13 protein-coding genes are annotated in these 18,315 nt (G+C 43.1%); 7 read left to right on the top strand and 6 right to left on the bottom strand.

All coding sequences use genetic code 11. From position 1 onward, the window contains the following. Positions 1-141: 141 nt before the first annotated feature. From menB to HUW51_RS17950, 5 genes are all read left to right on the top strand, one after another. Positions 142-966 (top strand): 1,4-dihydroxy-2-naphthoyl-CoA synthase, encoded by an 825-nt coding sequence (menB, locus tag HUW51_RS17970; protein WP_185271000.1) that lies wholly within the window; start codon positions 142-144, stop codon positions 964-966. Between the two features lie 160 nt (positions 967-1,126). Next, the gene (locus tag HUW51_RS17965; RefSeq protein ID WP_185270999.1) at positions 1,127-2,227 is read left to right on the top strand and encodes an AMP-binding protein; all 1,101 of its coding nucleotides are present in this window, start codon (positions 1,127-1,129) and stop codon (positions 2,225-2,227) included. Positions 2,228-2,314: 87 nt separating this feature from the next. Continuing rightward, entirely contained in the window at positions 2,315-2,785 is a 471-nt protein-coding gene (locus tag HUW51_RS17960) for a hypothetical protein (RefSeq protein ID WP_185270998.1), read from the top strand. A gap of 174 nt (positions 2,786-2,959) precedes the next feature. Beyond that, on the top strand, positions 2,960-3,745 hold the full coding sequence (locus tag HUW51_RS17955; protein WP_185270997.1) for an SDR family oxidoreductase: 786 nt from the start codon (positions 2,960-2,962) through the stop codon (positions 3,743-3,745). Between the two features lie 71 nt (positions 3,746-3,816). After that, positions 3,817-4,716, top strand: a complete 900-nt coding sequence (locus HUW51_RS17950) for an ATP-grasp domain-containing protein (RefSeq protein WP_185270996.1) — start codon at positions 3,817-3,819, stop codon at positions 4,714-4,716. Positions 4,717-4,737: 21 nt separating this feature from the next. On the opposite strand, the gene HUW51_RS17945 is transcribed toward HUW51_RS17950, so the two are convergent. The 5 genes from HUW51_RS17945 to HUW51_RS17925 form a co-directional block, all read right to left on the bottom strand. Then, on the bottom strand, positions 4,738-5,139 hold the full coding sequence (locus HUW51_RS17945) for a response regulator (RefSeq protein ID WP_185270995.1): 402 nt from the start codon (positions 5,137-5,139) through the stop codon (positions 4,738-4,740). A gap of 185 nt (positions 5,140-5,324) precedes the next feature. Continuing rightward, positions 5,325-6,356 (bottom strand): N(4)-(beta-N-acetylglucosaminyl)-L-asparaginase, encoded by a 1,032-nt coding sequence (locus HUW51_RS17940; protein WP_228466710.1) that lies wholly within the window; start codon positions 6,354-6,356, stop codon positions 5,325-5,327. A gap of 116 nt (positions 6,357-6,472) precedes the next feature. After that, positions 6,473-7,597: a carbohydrate-binding family 9-like protein gene (locus HUW51_RS17935; RefSeq protein WP_185270994.1), complete on the bottom strand. Its 1,125-nt coding sequence runs from the start codon at positions 7,595-7,597 to the stop codon at positions 6,473-6,475. Between the two features lie 67 nt (positions 7,598-7,664). Next, the gene (locus tag HUW51_RS17930; RefSeq protein ID WP_185270993.1) at positions 7,665-8,546 is read right to left on the bottom strand and encodes an ROK family protein; all 882 of its coding nucleotides are present in this window, start codon (positions 8,544-8,546) and stop codon (positions 7,665-7,667) included. A 92-nt stretch (positions 8,547-8,638) separates the two neighbouring features. After that, positions 8,639-10,078 (bottom strand): alpha-L-fucosidase, encoded by a 1,440-nt coding sequence (locus HUW51_RS17925; protein ID WP_185270992.1) that lies wholly within the window; start codon positions 10,076-10,078, stop codon positions 8,639-8,641. 1,025 nt (positions 10,079-11,103) lie between these two features. Here HUW51_RS17925 and HUW51_RS17920 point away from each other — a divergent pair. Further along, on the top strand, positions 11,104-14,178 hold the full coding sequence (locus HUW51_RS17920; protein ID WP_185270991.1) for a SusC/RagA family TonB-linked outer membrane protein: 3,075 nt from the start codon (positions 11,104-11,106) through the stop codon (positions 14,176-14,178). Positions 14,179-14,185: 7 nt separating this feature from the next. Next, positions 14,186-15,778: a SusD/RagB family nutrient-binding outer membrane lipoprotein gene (locus HUW51_RS17915; RefSeq protein ID WP_185270990.1), complete on the top strand. Its 1,593-nt coding sequence runs from the start codon at positions 14,186-14,188 to the stop codon at positions 15,776-15,778. A 947-nt stretch (positions 15,779-16,725) separates the two neighbouring features. Here the strand turns inward: HUW51_RS17915 and HUW51_RS17910 are convergent. Continuing rightward, positions 16,726-18,315 carry a SusD/RagB family nutrient-binding outer membrane lipoprotein gene (locus HUW51_RS17910; RefSeq protein WP_185270989.1) on the bottom strand — a complete coding sequence of 530 codons (1,590 nt, stop codon included), beginning with the start codon at positions 18,313-18,315 and terminating at the stop codon, positions 16,726-16,728.

The raw sequence follows: 18,315 nt of genomic DNA, 5'->3' as shown, positions 1-18,315 counted from the left end.
TCTGTTCTAGCGTAAGAACTTAAAAGCCGTTACTCCTATCCGTAACGGCTTTTGTTTTTATAGAGGTAGAATTTTTTATTTTTCGGCCGTATAATCTACCTTCGAACTCATTTTTAACCTGAATCTGCAAATACCTATCATATGGAAAGTAATTATCCGTGGCAACCGCTAAAAGAATATCAAGAAATTATTTTTTCTTACTATAAAGGCATCGCCAAAATAAGCATTAACCGGCCGCACAAGCATAATGCTTTTACGCCGCTTACCGTCCAGGAAATGAGCGACGCCATGGAACTGGCCCGTCAAAATCCGGAAGTGGGCGTTATTATTTTAACCGGCGAAGGCGGCAAAGCTTTCTGCAGCGGCGGCGACCAAAGCGTGCGGGGCCACGGCGGCTACATTGGCCAGGATACCGTGCCGCGTTTAAACGTTTTGGATTTACAAATGCAAATACGGCGAATTCCGAAACCAGTAATTGCCATGGTAGCCGGTTGGGCTATTGGCGGCGGCCACGTATTACACGTAGTTTGTGATTTAACTATTGCGGCAGAAAATGCCCGCTTTGGCCAAACTGGCCCGAAGGTAGGTTCTTTTGATGGTGGCTTTGGCGCGTCTTACCTGGCCCGGATTGTTGGTCAGAAAAAAGCCCGCGAAATCTGGTTCTTATGCGACCAGTATGATGCTCAGGAAGCCCTGGATATGGGACTAGTGAATAAAGTAGTACCGCTCGAAAAACTGGAAGAAACTACCGTGGAATGGTGCGGAAAAATCTTGGAGAAAAGTCCGCTGGCGCTACGCATGTTAAAATCAGCCTTTAACGCCGAACTCGACGGACAAGCTGGTATCCAGGAATTAGCTGGTAACGCCACTTTACTGTATTATTTATCTGACGAAGCCAAAGAAGGCAAAAACGCTTTCATGGAAAAACGCCAACCCGATTTCTCAAAGTATCCAAAATTCCCTTAATTTTTTAGTAGCAGGTATCAGGTAGTAGGTAATATGTAGTAAGTAGCAGGTAGTATGAAGCCAGATTTTTAAAAATTTAAAATTTAGGTTGACTTAATACATTCCACGTATTTCTCCGTTCTTAATACTTGTTACTTGATACTTGCTACCTGATACTCGCATGGACCATCTGCTGCTGAATGGCAAAAAATTTTACTACGAAGAAATAGCTAATTATTCTTTCCGGAATAGTATTCCTTTAAACGGCTACGAGGTTACCACCCTGGAATTTTGCCACAACTGGCTCAAAGGCGTACAGGAAATTACCATAAATACTTCCGGCTCTACGGGTGCCCCCAAACTGATTACTTTAACCCGTAAGCAAATGGAAGCTAGCGCCCGCTATACGCTGCAGGCTTTAAACTTACAGGAAAACGATCGGGCGCTGGTTTGTTTAAATACCGAATACATAGGCGGCATGATGATGTTGGTGCGGGGATTAATCGGGAATTTGCATCTGACCATTATAGAGCCGATTGGTAATCCATTGAAATACTTGCCACCCAATGAACCGGAAAATTTTGCGTTTGGCTCTTTTGTGCCCCTGCAGTTAAGTACCATATTAACCGAGTCACCGGAAAAGAAAACCCTGCTCGATAATATGAAAGGAATTTTGGTGGGCGGCGCACCAATTTCTGCTGATTTATTCAAGCAAATTCAGGCCATTAAAGCCCCGGTTTATCATACCTACGGCATGACTGAAACCGCTTCGCACGTGGCGTTAAAAAAATTAAACGGCAACCAACCCAATAAATACTTTCGGGCGGCACCTCAAGTGCACTTGGGTCAGGATCAACGTGGCTGTTTAACCATACAAGGCGCCATCACCAATAATGAACTTATTACCACCAACGATTTAGTAAACCTTATTTTAGGGCATGAATTTGAATGGCTAGGGCGCATCGATAATACCATTAATAGCGGCGGCGTAAAAATTCAGGCGGAAAAAGTGGAGGTTATTCTGGCCCAGGTTTTAGTGGAGCAACAAATCGACCGCAAATCTTTTATTACGGCTCTGCCCGACGAAAAATTAGGCCAACGGGTAATTGCCATGCTGGAGGGTGAAAAATTAAATCCGGAACAGGAAGCATTACTTTCAGCAGAATTAAAAAAACGGCTGGATAAATACGAGAACCCCAAGGAAATCCGGTACACAGCGACTTTTTCGACCACTGCCTCCGGCAAAATTGATAAGTCGGCTACCGTAGCCCGAATTTTATAGAAAACGCGTATAACGAAATTTTCAGGTTTTGTTTTTGGTAAGCAACAGAACCGTAAACAACCCAGCTGGAGCGTATTTTTTTAAATTATGGACTTACCTGAACTATGTACAAATCCCGAATTGGTGCTGCCAGCTATATTGGAACACTTAACGGGTTGCCCGCTTCTGGCGATGGTGGCAAATCCGGATAGTTCTAATGTGCGGATCGATTGGCAAACCTTTGCTACCAATACTACGCCCTGGCTCACAGATGTACTTCGGCTGGTTTTGCATGGCAAACCCGAAATTTATTACCTGAGTTATACTGCAACTACAGCCAACCGCATACCCCTATCGGAGCCCAGTAAAATTGTTGCGCATAACTTAACTTTACAAGGCGCTACCCTGGTAAACTCCCATAAGCTTATTTTATACTGCAATTCCTCAAAACAGATAGAAGCCGGAGAGCTACACGTAACTTTTATCCATTATCAGCTCTACGATGATCAATTCGGCCGAATAAACCCGAAAAATTTACTATTGCGGCTAAAAGAGCATAATAGAAATCAACAAGCCTGAATTAAAAATTTTAAAAAATTTCAAAATTTAAGCTTAGCCTGTTAAGTATCCGTACAAGCTTATTCTATCAGTTTTTAAAAATAAAGTATTTTTAAACGGAGTAGTTGGAGCAATAAGGTTAAACTATTTGGCTGCTTTGTAAACCAGCTTAGTGGCTTTTTCAGAATCAAATAAATGAACCAGATAACAAATACAGCAAACCGGTGGAATTTAACTGGTAAACGCGCCTTAGTTACGGGCGGTACTAAAGGCATTGGTCGGGCCATTGCCGAAGAATTTTTAAATTTAGGGGCTGAGGTGCTGATTGTAGCGCGTAAACAACTGGAAATAGATGCGTTGCTATCGGAGTGGCAAGCGCAACAATTACCCGCCAGCGGCTACGCCGCCGACTTAAGCCACTCTACGGACCGCATTAACTTAACTACCGAAATTACGGAACGTTGGGGCAAATTGGATATATTGGTAAATAACGTAGGCACCAACATCCGGAAAAAAACCACGGCTTATTCCGAAAAAGAATACCAATTGCTGGTGGATACCAATCTTACCTCTACTTTTCACTTATGCCAGCTTTTACATCCATTGCTAAAACAATCCGGTCAAGGCAATATCATTCAAATTTCTTCGGTGTCGGGTTTAAACCATTTGCGTACCGGCGCCATTTACGGCATGACCAAAGCCGCCATGATTCAGTTAACCAAAAACCTGGCGGTAGAATGGGCCCCAGATAACATCCGGGTAAATGCTTTAGCCCCCTGGTATATTCGCACTCCTTTGGCCGATGCCGTATTGCAGAACCCCGACTACCTGAACGATGTGCTTTCCCGAACGCCCATGGGCCGGGTAGGCGAACCCATTGAAGTAGCTGCGGCCGCCGCCTTTTTGTGTATGCCCGCCGCCAGTTATATCACCGGGCAATGTTTAGCCATCGACGGCGGTTTTTCGGTATACGGTTTTTAATTTTTTAAATTTTTAAAAAAATTCTCTCTTTATTACGGTAAGATCCGCTAATTAAATTCTAAGTATTGTTCATGGCTCAACCCAAAATAGCCTTTATCACTTACCAGGATTATGGTAAATACACCTCTACCGTAGAAGACGAGGATACGGTTTTGTTTAATTTTTTAAAAGAGAAAGGGTTAGATCTTACCTTCGAGATTTGGAACGACCCTAAGGTAAATTGGGATAAGTACGACTTGCTGCTTTTAAAATCGCCCTGGGATTATTTTGATTACATTATTGATTTCCGGGAATGGTTGGATGTAATCGAAAAGAAAAACATTCCCATGCTGAACCCGCTCAAAACTGTGCGTTGGAACACCGACAAACATTACTTGGGCGATATAGAGGCTGCTGGCTTTAACATTACCCCTACCCTTTGGATTGAACCCGGCGAAGCTTTTAAACTGGAACAAATTTTCCGGCATTACGGCACCGAAAAAATAATTATAAAGCCTTGCGTGAGCGGCGGCGCCAAAAACACCTTTGCCATATCGCGCGACAACGCCGAAGAGCAAGCCATTAAATTAAATGCTTTGTTTGCGCAGGAATCTTTTCTGGCGCAGCCTTTTTTGCCGGAAGTGCAAACCCAGGGAGAATGGTCTTTTATTTTCTTTAACGGCCAATTTAGCCATTGCTTACTTAAAACACCGCAGGAAGGTGATTTTCGGGTGCAACATTACCTGGGTGGCAGCATTTTTCCGAAGGATGCGCCGCCGCACTTACTACTTCAGGCCAGCGGCATTGTGCAACAATTTGCCGCCAACTGTTTGTATGCCCGCGTGGATTGCTTAGAAGTAAACGGCTCTTTTATGCTAATGGAATTAGAACTGATTGAGCCATTCTTGTTTTTATTTACGCACCAAAACTCTCTGGATAACTATTACCAGGCGCTGCAACAGCACTTAAGTAAAGCCGGTTTAAAATTTTAAAATTTTTGCTTTTACAACGGCTTACTTTCTACTCGTGTGCAGATTAATAATATCGTTTAACTTTTGCGGGGTTAACGGCTTAGTTAAAAAATATGGAATACCTAAAGCCTTTGCTTGCTCCAGATCCCGGGCATTTTGCGACGTAGTAAGCATTACGGTAAAGCAAGACGCATATTCTGGTTGTTGTTTAAACGTAGAATAAAACTCGAAGCCATCCATGCCCGGCATTTTAATATCCAATAAAATTAAATCGGGTAAAGCCTCGCCGTTGTTTAAACGGTCTTGCAGTAAACTTAATGCCGCCCGACCATCCTGCACCGATAATAACTGATCCGTAATATTTAATCGTTCAATGAGTAAGCGGTTGATAAAAGAAGTTGTTTCGTTGTCATCAATCAGTAATACGCAATTTATCTTGCTCATACACTACCGGCCTGTTTTAATTGGAGAATAGAATGGTAAATAAATGAATAAGTAAGAACAAATTATATTCAAAAAGGTTATTTTTTAAAATTAATCATAAAACATTTCAATTTTAAGTTTACTTTGAGCTAAAAGTACGCATGAATTAGAGCATCCAACCTAGGCTTAAAAGTAATCCTTTATAATTAATAAGTGCTTTTACTCTTAAGAAGCAAATCTTGCTTTTGCCCATTGCACACGGCATACGAAAAACCGCTTTGAATAGCGTAAGCGCCGTATTCCCCTTTTTTGTTCAGAGCTAAAAACCCAACCTGAATTTCTTTGGCTTTAGCTGGCTTTTTATTAATGATCCGGTCAACGGCGGCTTTACAAGCAGCTTCGGGAGAGTAGCCTTGCCGCATTAATTCTACCACCAGAAAACTGCCTACATTCCGGATTACTTCTTCGCCTACTCCCGTAGAGGTTGCGCCGCCTACTTCGTTATCTACGTAAAGGCCCGCGCCTATAATGGGGCTATCGCCTACCCGGCCCCGCATTTTAAAAGCCATGCCACTGGTAGTACAAGCCCCCGACAAGTTACCTTGGGCATCCAGAGCCAACATGCCAATGGTATCGTGGTTAAATTTATTGCCGGGCAGTTTATCAACGGGCTGGTATAATTTATTTTCTACGTTAATGGTGGGTTTGTATTTGGCATCTTTTAACCATTCTTTCCAGGCTTTTTCCGATTCGGGGGTGAGTAGCTTTGTTTTTTTAAATCCGTTTTCCAAAGCAAACTGCATAGCCCCTTCGCCAACCAAAAACACGTGCGGGGTTTTCTCCATCACCAAACGGGCCACCGATATCGGATGATCAATGTATTCTAAAGCCGCTACCGCTCCGCAGTTACCTTGTTCGTCCATGATGCAGGCATCCAGGGTTACGTGGCCATCGCGGTCGGGGTAACCTGCGCGCCCTACACTGTGGTTATTTAAATCAACTTCGGGTACGCGGGCGCCGGCTTCTACGGCATCCAAAGCACGCCCGCCATTGTTTAAAATTTTCCAGGCAGCCTGGTTCGCCGGAATCCCGAAATCCCAGGTAGATATTACAATGGGTTGGGTGGGCGCTGCGGATTCTTCGGCTAAAGTGCGGCCAAGAGCACTCCGGTCCAGGGCAAACAGCGACATGCCCAACGACGAGGCTTTTAAAAATTTACGGCGGCTATCTAAATACATAATACAAAAAGGTTAAAGCCAGAAAACAAAACAAGATTTTACACTAACACCAGCCTTTGGCAAGCAATTAAACTTCCGGAATGACCTGGCCGAACTAAAATTTAAAAAATTCAAAATTATGGTCCTTTTTTAGGGGAAAGTTTTTGAATGTACCCGTCCTGATTAATGGTGTAAGTAACGGCATCCGGGCCGGTTACATAAGCCATAAACTGGTGCGTGCTGGTCTCTAATTTAAAGTAATTTAATTTATCATCAATCTTGATGGATGAATTTTGCGGCAGCCCTAAATCCGAAAAAGAACGGGCATAGTGCTGGTGTTTTTGGTAGTACTCCCGCTGCTGGTAATACAGGTACCATAAATATTTTTTTTGTTTCTCGGCGTAAGGCAAAGCAAATGCAGGGGTAGTTTCTTCTGCCACTGCTTGCCGACTGAAGAATAAATAACCCCAGCGTTCCGGAAAATGCATGTTAATAACACCCTGCGGCGACCAAACCCAATTATGCTCCGGATTAACTTTGCCTTGCGCATTGGTTACTTTTACGTAAGCGTTATTTTTTACGAATACATCCCACTGCACCCGCGAGAAATTAATCCGCCAAAAGTCTTTGTCTTGGGGGGTAAAGGATTTATTGTTTTTGGCAATGGCCCGAAAAGGAATTGCCATTTCCACTGTCCAACTTTTATCGGTGTCCTGGGGTTGGTTAATGGTGCCTTGCACCTGCACCCTGGATTGTAAACCTTCGGCCTGCCACGGAATTACCGCTATGCCGCCGTTGCGGTAAGGTTTATCCAGGAATAAATCAAATAGGGTGTTAAAGGCGTTTACTTCTATTTCGTAGTAATGCCGGCCATCGTTATCCGGATCGATAAAAATCTCAAAATCGTTGTCGTGGTAAATAATGGCATCGTGTTTTTTTAAAGTTGCCCATACCTGTGGTTCCTGTAATTCGGCGGCCACAAACAAACAGGTATCGTTCCATAGCATTTTAAAACGGGTCTGGTAAGTCGGCTTGGGTTTGGCCTCCCCCTCAATATCCATAAATGTATCGGACCAGGGTGCGGCCTGCCAGACTGGTTCGTTCAGGTTACCATCAATAAGCGGCGGCTGTGCCGTAAAGTAAGTTACGTATTGTTTAGGTTCGGTAAAAAGCGCTTCTTTATCTTTAAAAAAGGTTTGAGCGCGCACCCATGGGCTTGGTAGCGCAAACAAACTCAACAGCAATAACTTTAAAATCCGCATTTTTTACTTAGCATAAAGTCCACTCTTACTTTCATAAAATCGGTTGAACAGGTAACTTTTAAAAATTTTAAATTTTAGCGGCTTCCGCTTTGCTTTTCATGTACACTAAAGCCGCCGCTCCCAAAATAGCGCCGTTGTTCATCCGCGACCGTTCAATTATTACATGTTTTTTGATTTGCGCAAACGGAAACCGGGCCACGCTAAGCTGCATACCGGCTTTAAAATAAGGATAACAGGTACTTACCGAACCACCTAAAAAAATGGCTTCAGGAGCTAACACGTACATAATTATTTTGATGGCTTCGCCGAGATGCTCGCCAAATTGGTGCAAAATGGTTAAAGCTTTGGGGTCGTTCTTAATGGCCCGGGCGTGTATCTCGGGTCCGGAAATACCAAACTGATTAATAAAAAACTTACCACTGCAATAATCTTCCAGGGTTTTATCGCGGTACGGAATGCAACCAAATTCGCCGGCAGCAGAAAAAGCGCCGGAATACAATTGGTTGTTGGTAATAATTCCGCCGCCTAAACCTGTACCCAAGGTTAAACCCACCACATTCTGAAATGGCTGGGCGCGCCCGTAGAGTTTTTCGCCGAGAATAAAACTATTAGCATCGTTGGTGAGATAAGTAGGTTTAGCAAAGTAATCCTCCAGGCATTTTTTTAAAGGCACCTGGGTAAAATCCGGGATATTTTGCACGTCAAAAACGACTCCATTCCCTTCGTCAACCAGGCCCGGAACTCCCACTCCAATCCCCAGCACGTCTGGTTCTATAAATTGTTGGATGCCCTGAATAAGTTCGTTTAAAATTTGTTCTCTGCCGGATTGGGCAGAAGTCGGAATTTTCATTTCCCGGATAACGGTACCGTGCTGCACTAATCCCAGGTGAATTTTGGTGCCGCCAATATCCACGCCAATAATTTTTTCTTCGGGTATAATTCTTTCCATTCTATAAACCAATCGAGCAGCTGGCCGCACTAATCAGCTTTAACTGCCCACTCTACAATTTAAATAGTTAATGAATAATTATTTAAGTTAAATTAGTATTCAATTTTAAAGCCGGCGGCTTGTTTTAGGTTGTTGTTTTTCTGCAACTTACCGGGTATTTGCACCCGCAATTTATTACCTTGATATTGCCATTTTAATTTCTCCGGAGAGCCTAACAAACTAACCTTTTTTACCTGATTAATTTTATCCAGAGGAATCTCCAGGGTAGCGGGTAAGTTTACCTGTTCTTTATCGGATAAATAATAAGCGTAAATAACGGATTGATCTTTTGACTGCGTGTAGTAAATGTTTTTATAAGCGTAAGGGGCCACCGAGCGGGAGTTATAAATGCCTTCTCCGTTTACGTTCATCCAATTTCCAATTTGTTCCAGCCGCTGGTATGCATCCGGCGCCCAATCGCCTTCCGGGCTGGGGCCAATATTTAATAGGAAATTACCGCCGCGGGATACTATTTTAACAAGCAATTGAATAAGCTGATTGGTTGATTTATACTTATCGTTGGGTACATAACTCCAGGAATCGCCCATGGTCATGCAGGTTTCCCAAGGGTGATCCAGTGGTTGGTCTGGTACGGTGTGTTCGGGCGTCGTGTAATTTTCGAATTCGCCGGCTACGGTGCGGTCCACTACAATTAAGCCGGGTTGTTTTTCGCGGGCCATCTTGGCGATGCGGGCCATATCAATATCCTGCTCAAAAGTGATGGCTTTTTGCCAATCTACGCTAGGATCAATGGTGTTTTTAGGCCGTACCCAGCCTCCATCCAACCACAAAATATCCACCGGGCCATAACCCGACATCAACTCACTGATTTGGTTATAAGTAAAATTTTTAAATTTTTGCCAACGCTCGGGGTATTTAGCCGGATCGTAGTTTACGTTGCGGTCTTTGGGCGGGAAGTAAGGCCACCAGTAATTTTCGTTGTGCCAATCGGGTTTAGAAAAATAGGTTCCTAATAAAAAATTTTCTTTCCGGAAAGCGTTAAATACTTCTTTGGTAATATTACTGCGGGGGTTAGCGGCAAAAGCAGTTTTGGGGTCGGTAATTTTATAATCCGATTCTTTTGTATCGAACATGGCAAAACCATCATGGTGTTTGGTGGTAAATACCATGTACTTCATGCCGGCTGCTTTGGCTGCCATCACCCATTTTTCCGGATTAAATTTTACCGGATTAAATTCGGTGCGTATGTTTTCGTAGGCTTTTTTATAGGTATTGTAATCGCTCGCGTAAGGTCCCCGGCGTTGCGTCCAGCCTTCATCTTCGGGGCAAATGCTCCAGCTTTCTACAATGCCCCACTGACTATAGGTACCCCAGTGCATAAATAAACCAAATTTTAAATCCTGCCATTGAGCCAGTTTGGCCTGTACCTTGGCATCGGTAGGAGCTACGTAAGTTTTAGAGGTATTATGCTGCTGCCCCCAACTCAGATTTAAACAAAAAGTTACCAGTAAAAAAGTAAAAAATAGGCGCATAAGTAAATAGGTAAACTGTTTCGTGCTTTATAACCGTTTAATGACAGAGGTAATAGGTGGCTGAAAGCCGGCTTTCTTTACCACAAAAGCCATCCATTACCTTGCGCAACAGCCCGCGAACTTAATGGAATGTAAAATATTACAAGCCCGTAGAATTCAACCTTAAACTACAGAAATTCAAAGCTAAACCTATCTATAATTTAATATAAAAACTTACCACCAACGAGGCAGTTCCCATTAAACAGTTTGATTAACAACGAATAGGATGGAGCAAAATACTAAATTGAATTTTGCTTATATGGCTTTAAAATTCGGGTTAAACTTACTTAAAAAAATAACAGCACAAAACTTATTTAATCTAAAAATGTGTACGCACACATGATTTTATTGATTTAAGTGTGTGCGCACACATACTAAATTAATTTTATTCCCAATATTTTGCTTTTACAATTCTATTTTTATAATTATTTTTAAAAAAACTTTTAAAGGTTAAGTAATTATTATTTTATTTGCTTAACCAAAGGCTGTTAAATTGTGCAGCAACATTCCGGGTAAAAACAGTTATTTTTAAAAATCAATATGAAAATAGAATGCCTTTTACCAGAAAGCCACTATCATTTAGCCAAACCGACTTAAAAAATTAACAGCACATCCAAAAACCTAAATATTGAATAAAATTCGCGTGTTCATTTTAGCTTATGTTTTAAATAGGCCGCTTTTTATTTAACATCCGGAGCATGAAAACTTCTTAAAACAAGAAACCTAGTCTGCCGGTTTATAATCCGGTTTAATTGATTTTTACTACTAACCTACTCTTACATTTCACACCAACCAACTTTTATTTTAACACAACACTATGATAAAAATAATTGATTACTCGTAAATTTAAAACTACAAAAACATCCATGTTTATAAGCTATAAGTACAAACAGCTTTAAATTTCTTCTACCGGAATCTTGTAAAAGGTTCAATTTGGTTTCTTAACACCTTATTACCACACATTTCTCTATCTTAATATTTTACTCATGCTAAAAAAAGCTTTACCCTTTTTAACATTACTGCTGCTACTGAGCCAACTATATGGCTTTGCGCAGAGTAACCAGGTTACCGGCAAGGTAACCGGTTCTGATAATTCGCCGTTGGTCGGAGTTAGTATCCAGATTAGCGGTACCACGCAAGGTGCTATTACAGATGTAGATGGCAATTACCGCGTGGAAGTGCCAGGTAACGGCAGTCTTATTTTCTCTTACATTGGCTACAAAAACCAAACTGTTCCAGTTAATAACCGCTCAGTAATAAATGTGGTATTGGAAAGCGATGCGACTGCGCTACAAGAAGTGGTAGTTACCGCTTTGGGTATCAAAAAAGAAGAGCGTAAACTGGGTTATTCAGTTTCTAAAGTAGGCGGCGAAGTATTAAACGTTGCCCGCGAAGCCAACGTAGCCAACTCTTTGTCAGGCCGGGTTTCTGGCTTAAACGTGGCTGGTACCAGCGGTGGCCCTGGTTCTTCTGCCCGGATTAACATTCGGGGGGTAACTTCGTTTTCCGGTAGTTCTTCTCCTTTAATTGTTATTAATGGTGTGCCCATGGATAACAGCAACCGGGGTAGCTCCGGTGAGTGGGGCGGTGCCGACCAAGGCGATGGTATTGGTAACATCAACCCGGACGATATCGAAACCATGACCGTTTTAAAAGGATCTACTGCTTCGGCTTTGTACGGCTCGCGGGCCGCTAATGGTGTTATTCAAATTACGACTAAAAGTGGCGTAAAAGGCAAAACTACCATTGAATACAATACCAACTTACAGTTCGACAAAGCGGTTGATAATACCGATTGGCAATACGAATATGGCCAGGGAACGCAAGGTGTAAGACCCGTTGACGTAGCTTCGGCGGCTTTATCTGGTCGTAACTCCTGGGGTGAGCGCCTGGATGGTGTTCCTACTATTCAGTCTGATGGTCAATTGCACCCTTACTCTGCAGTGAAAGATAACATCGAAAATTTCTACCGCACTGCTGCCAGCTGGACCAATACTGTAGCTATTTCGGGTGGTGGCGACCGCGGAACTTACCGTTTATCGCTTTCTAACCTGGATGGCCAGTCTATTTTGCGCAACAGCGGTTTAGATCGTAAAACCGTAAACTTTAATACCTCTTACGAAATCACCAAAAAGTTAAGCTTTAACTTAATGGCGAACTACATCGACCAAAAAGACAAAAACCGTCCGTATTTGAGCGATGCCCCGATGAACGCCAACAACATTGTTTTCCTGGCTACTAACGTTGATCAGGCTAGCCTGGCTCCAGGTTACGATGCTTCGAATAATGGTTTAGAAACCGCTTGGAGCGATGATATTTACGCTACTAACCCTTGGTTCGTGGTAAATCAATTTAAAAATGATATCTCTCGTCGTCGTTTAATTTCGGCTATCTCGGCCCGTTATCAATTCTTTGATTTTCTTTCGTTACAAGCCCGGGTTGGTTACGATTTTTCCAGCGACCGTAGATTCACCGTTAACCCTTACGGAACGTTATTTTCTTCTAACGGCGAAGGCTCTCTGGAAGCTTTATACCAAGGAACCCGCTTAGAATTAAACACCGATGCGTTATTATCATTCAGCAAAAACATCAACGATGATTTCTCGATTGATGCCAGTGTGGGTGGTAACTTCCGTCGTAACAACACCGAAAGCACTCGTTTATACGGAGGTCAGTTTATCGTGCCTTATTTGTATACGCCAACCAATACCCGTACCAGGAACTCCGAGTATTTGTATACCGCTTTAGAAACCCCTTCAGTATATTATACCGCCGATTTCAGCTACAAATATTTAACTTTAAGCACTACCGGCCGTTACGATACTTTTTCTTCTTTACCACGGGGCAACCGGAGCTTATTTACGCCATCGGTTTCAACTAGCTTTGTATTCTCTGATCTGTTGAACACCCCAGCCTTGAACTACGGTAAAATACGGGCTTCTTACGCCGAAACCAGCGGTGAGCCAGCGCAGCCTTACCAAACTGCTTTTTACTACAACGTTAATAACCCAATCAACGGTGTAGCCCGCGGTTCTTTCGATTCAAAACTGCCAAACGCGAACTTAAAACCTTTCAGCCTGAACGAAATTGAAATTGGTACTGAAATGAAGTTTCTAGATAACCGTTTGGGATTAGATGTAACTTACTTTGACCGCAAAACCGAAGGAGAAATTGTTTCGGCCAGCTTATCATCTTCTACTGGCTTTAACAGCCGTTCCGTTAATTTAGGTTCTACTTCTAACCGCGGTATTGAGTTAATGGTATCGGGTAACCCAATCCGGTCAGCCTTCAACTGGAATACTTCCTTTAACTTTACCAAACTGAAGAACGAAGTATTAGACATTGACCAGTCTGAAAATCCTTCGCCGTTGCAAACCGGTACTTACCGTCCATTAAACGGTAATATCTCTATCGTAAAAGGTTTACCTATTGCTCAGGTTATGGCCTATGATTACAAGCGCGATGCCAATGGCAACGTTATTGTTGGCGCCAACGGTGTACCATTACGCGGCGATTTAAAACCAATGGGATCTGGTTTACCAAACCTGTACGGTGGCTGGAATAACGATTTCTCTTACAAAAACTTCAACCTGTCGTTCTTAATCGACTTTAAATACAACAATAAAGTGCTTTCGGCAACCGAGCATTATTCTTACGTTCGGGGCTTAAACAAAGCAACTTTAGTAGGTCGTGAAAATGGCGTGGTAGCTGAAGGCGTAAAAGAGGATGGTAGCGTAAACGAAACAGTAGTTCCGGCTTACATTTACTATCCGCAATTAGCCAATAACGTTTCTGCCGTTTCGGTACTGGATGGTAGCTTTATTAAATTCCGTCAGTTAACGTTGGGTTACACCTTTACTCCTACTTTGTTAACCAGAACACCATTCCAGTCGATTGGTCTGTCTTTAGTTGGTCGTAACTTATTTACGATCATGAAGCATACCGATAACATCGATCCGGAAAACACCATTTCTTCCTTAGTAACCTACGCCGGTGTAGAAGGTGGTTCGCTGCCATTTGCCAGAACGTACGGTTTTACTGTTAACGTTAAATTCAAATAATTTTCTGATGAAAAAGACTTTTCTATATTTAGCTCTTGCTTCCGTACTATTGGCCCCGGCTTGCTCCGAGGACCACTTAGACGAAGTAAATACCAATCCAAATGCGGCTAATGCTAGCCAGTTTAACCCTAACTTTTTGCTGGCTGATGCACAATTAGGTTTCTCCAATACCGGTTACGCGCAGTTATTGTACCAGGCTACCGGCATTCAAGCTTTAGCCAGCACCTACAATTATTACGGCAACGGCGACAAATACATTAACGCCGGTAACTTTACCGATTACCAGGGTCGTATTTTTAATGATGGTTATACCTCATTAAGCCGTTTAAATCAAGCCATTTTAATTGCGAACACCCAGGATCCGGCCCGTTTTAAAAATGTGATTGCTATCAGTAACATCATGCGGGTATTGATTTTCCAACGCATTACCGATACTTACGGCGACATTCCGTATACCGAAGCGTTACAAGCCGCCGAAGGTATTACTACCCCGAAATACGACAAGCAACAGGATATTTACATGGACTTGCTGCCGAAACTGGAAGCGGCCATTAACAGCCTGGATGCAGCAGCCCCTAAACCTACCGGCGACCTGATTTATGCCGGCGATGTAGCCAAATGGAAAAAGTTTGGTTATTCTTTAATGGTTCGGGTAGCCATGCGCTTAACAAAAGTTGATCCGGCTACGGCCCAATCCTGGACCGAGAAAGCTGCTGCGGCCGGCACCTTCGCCAGCACCGCCGACAACGGTTTTGTAATTACCGATGCGGCAAACGGCGATACTCAAAACAGCACCACCGGCGCTTTATTGACTCCCGATGATTTTCGGGAAGTAAGATGGAGCAAGACGTTAATTGACTACTTACGGGCGCAAAATGACCCACGTTTAGGGGTAATTGGTGAAATTCCGCAAGCAGGTGCCATTAACAACGCGAACCAAGGCTTAACTGGCAATACCAGTGCCGCAGTACAGGTAGGTATGCCCAACGGTTATGATTTATCTGGTGGCGCTTTCGATATCCGGAAACACCCGAATTATCCTGGCGCTACCGGTACGGGCAGTGACGTTGCTCCATTAGGTAACTATTCTCGCCCGCGGGTAAACGTTTACATGAAACGGAATGGGGCTAACTTTATATTGACCTACGCCGAAACCGAGTTCTTATTAGCGGAAGCAGCTACCCGGGGCTGGAATGTAGGTAGTACAGCAGGCGAACATTACGCTAATGGTTTACGTGGTGCCATGCAGTCGCTGGCGCAATTAGATGCCGCGGCTACCATTAACGACGCAGCTATTTCTACATACGTAACGGCCAATCCATTGGGCACCGAAAATCCACTGAAGCAGATTAACGAACAATACTGGCTCGAAACCTCTACTACCTTTAACTTTATCGAGGGCTGGTTTAACTGGCGCCGTTCTGGTTACCCTGAGTTAACCCCGGTAAACTATCCTGGTAATATTACCAATGCTACCATTCCGCGCCGCATGATTTATCCGGCCTCAGAAATTTCTAACAACCCAGCCGGTTTGCAATCGGGCGTTGCCAGCTTACAAGGTGGCGATTTACTTACCTCCCGGGTTTGGTGGGATAAATAATTACCTGTTTTTTATTTTATTAAAAAAGACTACTGAAATCAGTAGTCTTTTTTTTGTTAGTACCATCCATATAGTTTATCACTCTAACGACCAATTCAAAAAGATAGGCTATTCTTTGCTAATAGTAAATGGATGAAAGTGAAATGCAGGAAGGTACTTCTAAACCCAATAGGTTCAATAGCTTTTCGGGTGGCTGGCACGCTTTACTAAAGTTGCTTTGTACCGTGATAAATGATTTTGAAAAAATTAACAGCACTCCCCACAAATCAACCATCCCTAACCCCTCCTTATCTAAGGCGGAGAGCTTTTTGGTTTTACCAACATCCTTTAGTAGAAATTAATCCTACTCCATCCAAAGAAAAAACTGAATGTCCCCAGTCTTTCGCGAGCATCTACGCTCGTGATGCTAATCGTCCGGCTTCTGGCCGGTGAGAGTTTGATGCTGATTGGCTTTTAATTATTGTTTATCGGTTCGCCCGGCCAGAGGCCTCATTCTAGACACGAGCGGAACTCTCGCGCCATCGAGTTTATTAAATTTTTAAAAATTTAAAATTCTACTTGCCAGCTCTGTAAATGATAGCCAATGACAGATGTAAGCAATGAGGCTAAACTGTTCCGTTGTTCAGCGAGTTCTTAACGTTAGGATATATCATTCCGGACTAACCGCATCTCCTTCCCTGTTTTTAGGGAAGGTGCCGTAGGCGGAAGGGTATTTATAGCCAGACAAAAAGAGCAAATACGCAAGCAATGAAACAGCTTAAAGCACTGGCAGCAGCTATGCGAACAAGAATCTACTTTATTATTCGTAAGTCACAGAAGTAAATTCGAGCCATAGTTAGACCAGGTAATAGAACAAATTGGATGATGCAACAGAAATTTAAAAAATAAAAAAAAGAGGCCGGATAACACGGCCTCTTTTTTACTTCAAATAAATTTAAATCTCCATCTTACTTCACGTCCCAGAAAATTTTAACCGTAGGCAGATCTTTGGCAGCTACCTGGTTATAATTTTGCGTGTTCAAACTTTTTTCCGTAGCTGGATAAAGCAAGCGCGACGGAGGTAATTTTTCCGCTGGCGTACTGGAATCTTCCTGGAATGGTAAGGCTGGGGTTTTTGTTCTTCTTACTTCGGCCCAGTTTTGTACCGATTGCAGTAAGCCCAAATGCACCCACTTTTGCGTCCAGATTTTAGCTAGTTTTTCTTCCTGTCCACCGGTGTACTCCATAGCCGGATTTGCTAAAAACTTGGCGATGGTGGTATCGGCAGGCGCTTTTTCAGCGTTTCGGCCGGCATTACTGGTACTATTTAAATTATAATAAAAATTAACCGACTGGCGAACTCCATTCTGATAAGCGGTGCTGGCATCGCCCCCACCCCACCGCTCAAAAGCTTCGGCTTTCAGGAAAGATACCTCAGAAGAAGTAAATACAATACCGGGTAACTTGCTGTTCCGGATAAAAGTAGCTGAGTCCAGAACGGCGTATTTGCCTTGGCTAATGTTTGCTTCTTGTTCCGCTGATGGTAAATTTACCGGCATGCCAAAGTAATCTTCGTTCCGGATAGATTTACCTTGTTCCCGCCGAACGCCTTTATCGTACAATACTGGAATACGTAAATCGTTGGCTGGTTTTAAAACGCCTTCCAGCAAAGTAGCCGGGGCTGCATAACCCGATAAATCATTCAGCGAACTTTCCAAGCTACCGGTATTGCTATCCAATGGTTTTAACAATACATCATATTTCGCATCGTCTACCAGAGGGTATTTTACTGGATCGGCCAAAATAGCGGCTACTTCGGCTTTAGCCCGGGTTTCATCTACAAACGAGGTACGCATTAACAACCGCAAGCGCAAGGAATTTGTATAACGGCGCCATTTGTCCACATCGCCGCCCAACAAAATATCCTGCTTCTGAAAAGTAGCTTTTGCTAAAGATTCTAACTGGGCGGTAGCGAAATAATCCGATGCTTCTTTTAAACCGGTTAAAACAATTTCATAAATTGCTTTGGCATCATCAAACTTCGGGCGTACAACCTGGCCGGTAGCATTAATTGATCCAGCTTCGGAGAACGGAATATCGCCCCATAGGTCCACCATCTGCGAAGTTTGATCCAGGAACACCACTTTGGCTGCCTGCACCATTACTTCAAAATTTTTCTTATCTGCATCCGATAAACCCGCGTAGTTTTTTTCAATTTCGCGGTACTGAGCCATAATGCCACCACCGTTGGTACCGGGAGTGTAATAATCGTCCCAGCGATTTTGCAAATACGAAAGCTGTTGCTGGTACATTTTAGTACCATTTACATAGCTGGCCGTTTGAGTATATTTAACGGTGTGCGGTAAAGCAAAGGTCCGGATTTCCCAGTAGTCGGGTCGTACCCGTCCGTTGTTGAGCATCCGGGTAAAAAACTTATCGATAGCGGGTACCGAAGTGGTTCCCGGATCAACGTACAATTCTTCCAGCTTATCGGTACAGGCGCCTAATCCAGTTAACAGCGTTACGGCGCAACCGATATTTATTATTATTTTCTTCAT

This window comes from Adhaeribacter swui (assembly GCF_014217805.1).
In the GTDB taxonomy this organism is placed as follows: Bacteria; Bacteroidota; Bacteroidia; order Cytophagales; family Hymenobacteraceae; genus Adhaeribacter; species Adhaeribacter swui.
This window is presented reverse-complemented; position numbering and strand designations above follow the sequence as displayed.

Bases quoted from the DNA above. Each gene is read 5' to 3' on its own strand.
- menB (WP_185271000.1), top strand. From the start codon at position 142: ATGGAAAGTAATTATCCGTGGCAACCGCTAAAAGAATATCAAGAAATT.
- HUW51_RS17940 (WP_228466710.1), bottom strand. From the start codon at position 6,356: ATGTATTTAGATAGCCGCCGTAAATTTTTAAAAGCCTCGTCGTTGGGC.
- HUW51_RS17910 (WP_185270989.1), bottom strand. From the start codon at position 18,315: ATGAAGAAAATAATAATAAATATCGGTTGCGCCGTAACGCTGTTAACT.
- HUW51_RS17925 (WP_185270992.1), bottom strand. From the start codon at position 10,078: ATGCGCCTATTTTTTACTTTTTTACTGGTAACTTTTTGTTTAAATCTG.
- HUW51_RS17945 (WP_185270995.1), bottom strand. From the start codon at position 5,139: ATGAGCAAGATAAATTGCGTATTACTGATTGATGACAACGAAACAACT.
- HUW51_RS17965 (WP_185270999.1), top strand. From the start codon at position 1,127: ATGGACCATCTGCTGCTGAATGGCAAAAAATTTTACTACGAAGAAATA.
- HUW51_RS17930 (WP_185270993.1), bottom strand. From the start codon at position 8,546: ATGGAAAGAATTATACCCGAAGAAAAAATTATTGGCGTGGATATTGGC.
- HUW51_RS17915 (WP_185270990.1), top strand. From the start codon at position 14,186: ATGAAAAAGACTTTTCTATATTTAGCTCTTGCTTCCGTACTATTGGCC.
- HUW51_RS17920 (WP_185270991.1), top strand. From the start codon at position 11,104: ATGCTAAAAAAAGCTTTACCCTTTTTAACATTACTGCTGCTACTGAGC.
- HUW51_RS17960 (WP_185270998.1), top strand. From the start codon at position 2,315: ATGGACTTACCTGAACTATGTACAAATCCCGAATTGGTGCTGCCAGCT.
- HUW51_RS17955 (WP_185270997.1), top strand. From the start codon at position 2,960: ATGAACCAGATAACAAATACAGCAAACCGGTGGAATTTAACTGGTAAA.
- HUW51_RS17950 (WP_185270996.1), top strand. From the start codon at position 3,817: ATGGCTCAACCCAAAATAGCCTTTATCACTTACCAGGATTATGGTAAA.
- HUW51_RS17935 (WP_185270994.1), bottom strand. From the start codon at position 7,597: ATGCGGATTTTAAAGTTATTGCTGTTGAGTTTGTTTGCGCTACCAAGC.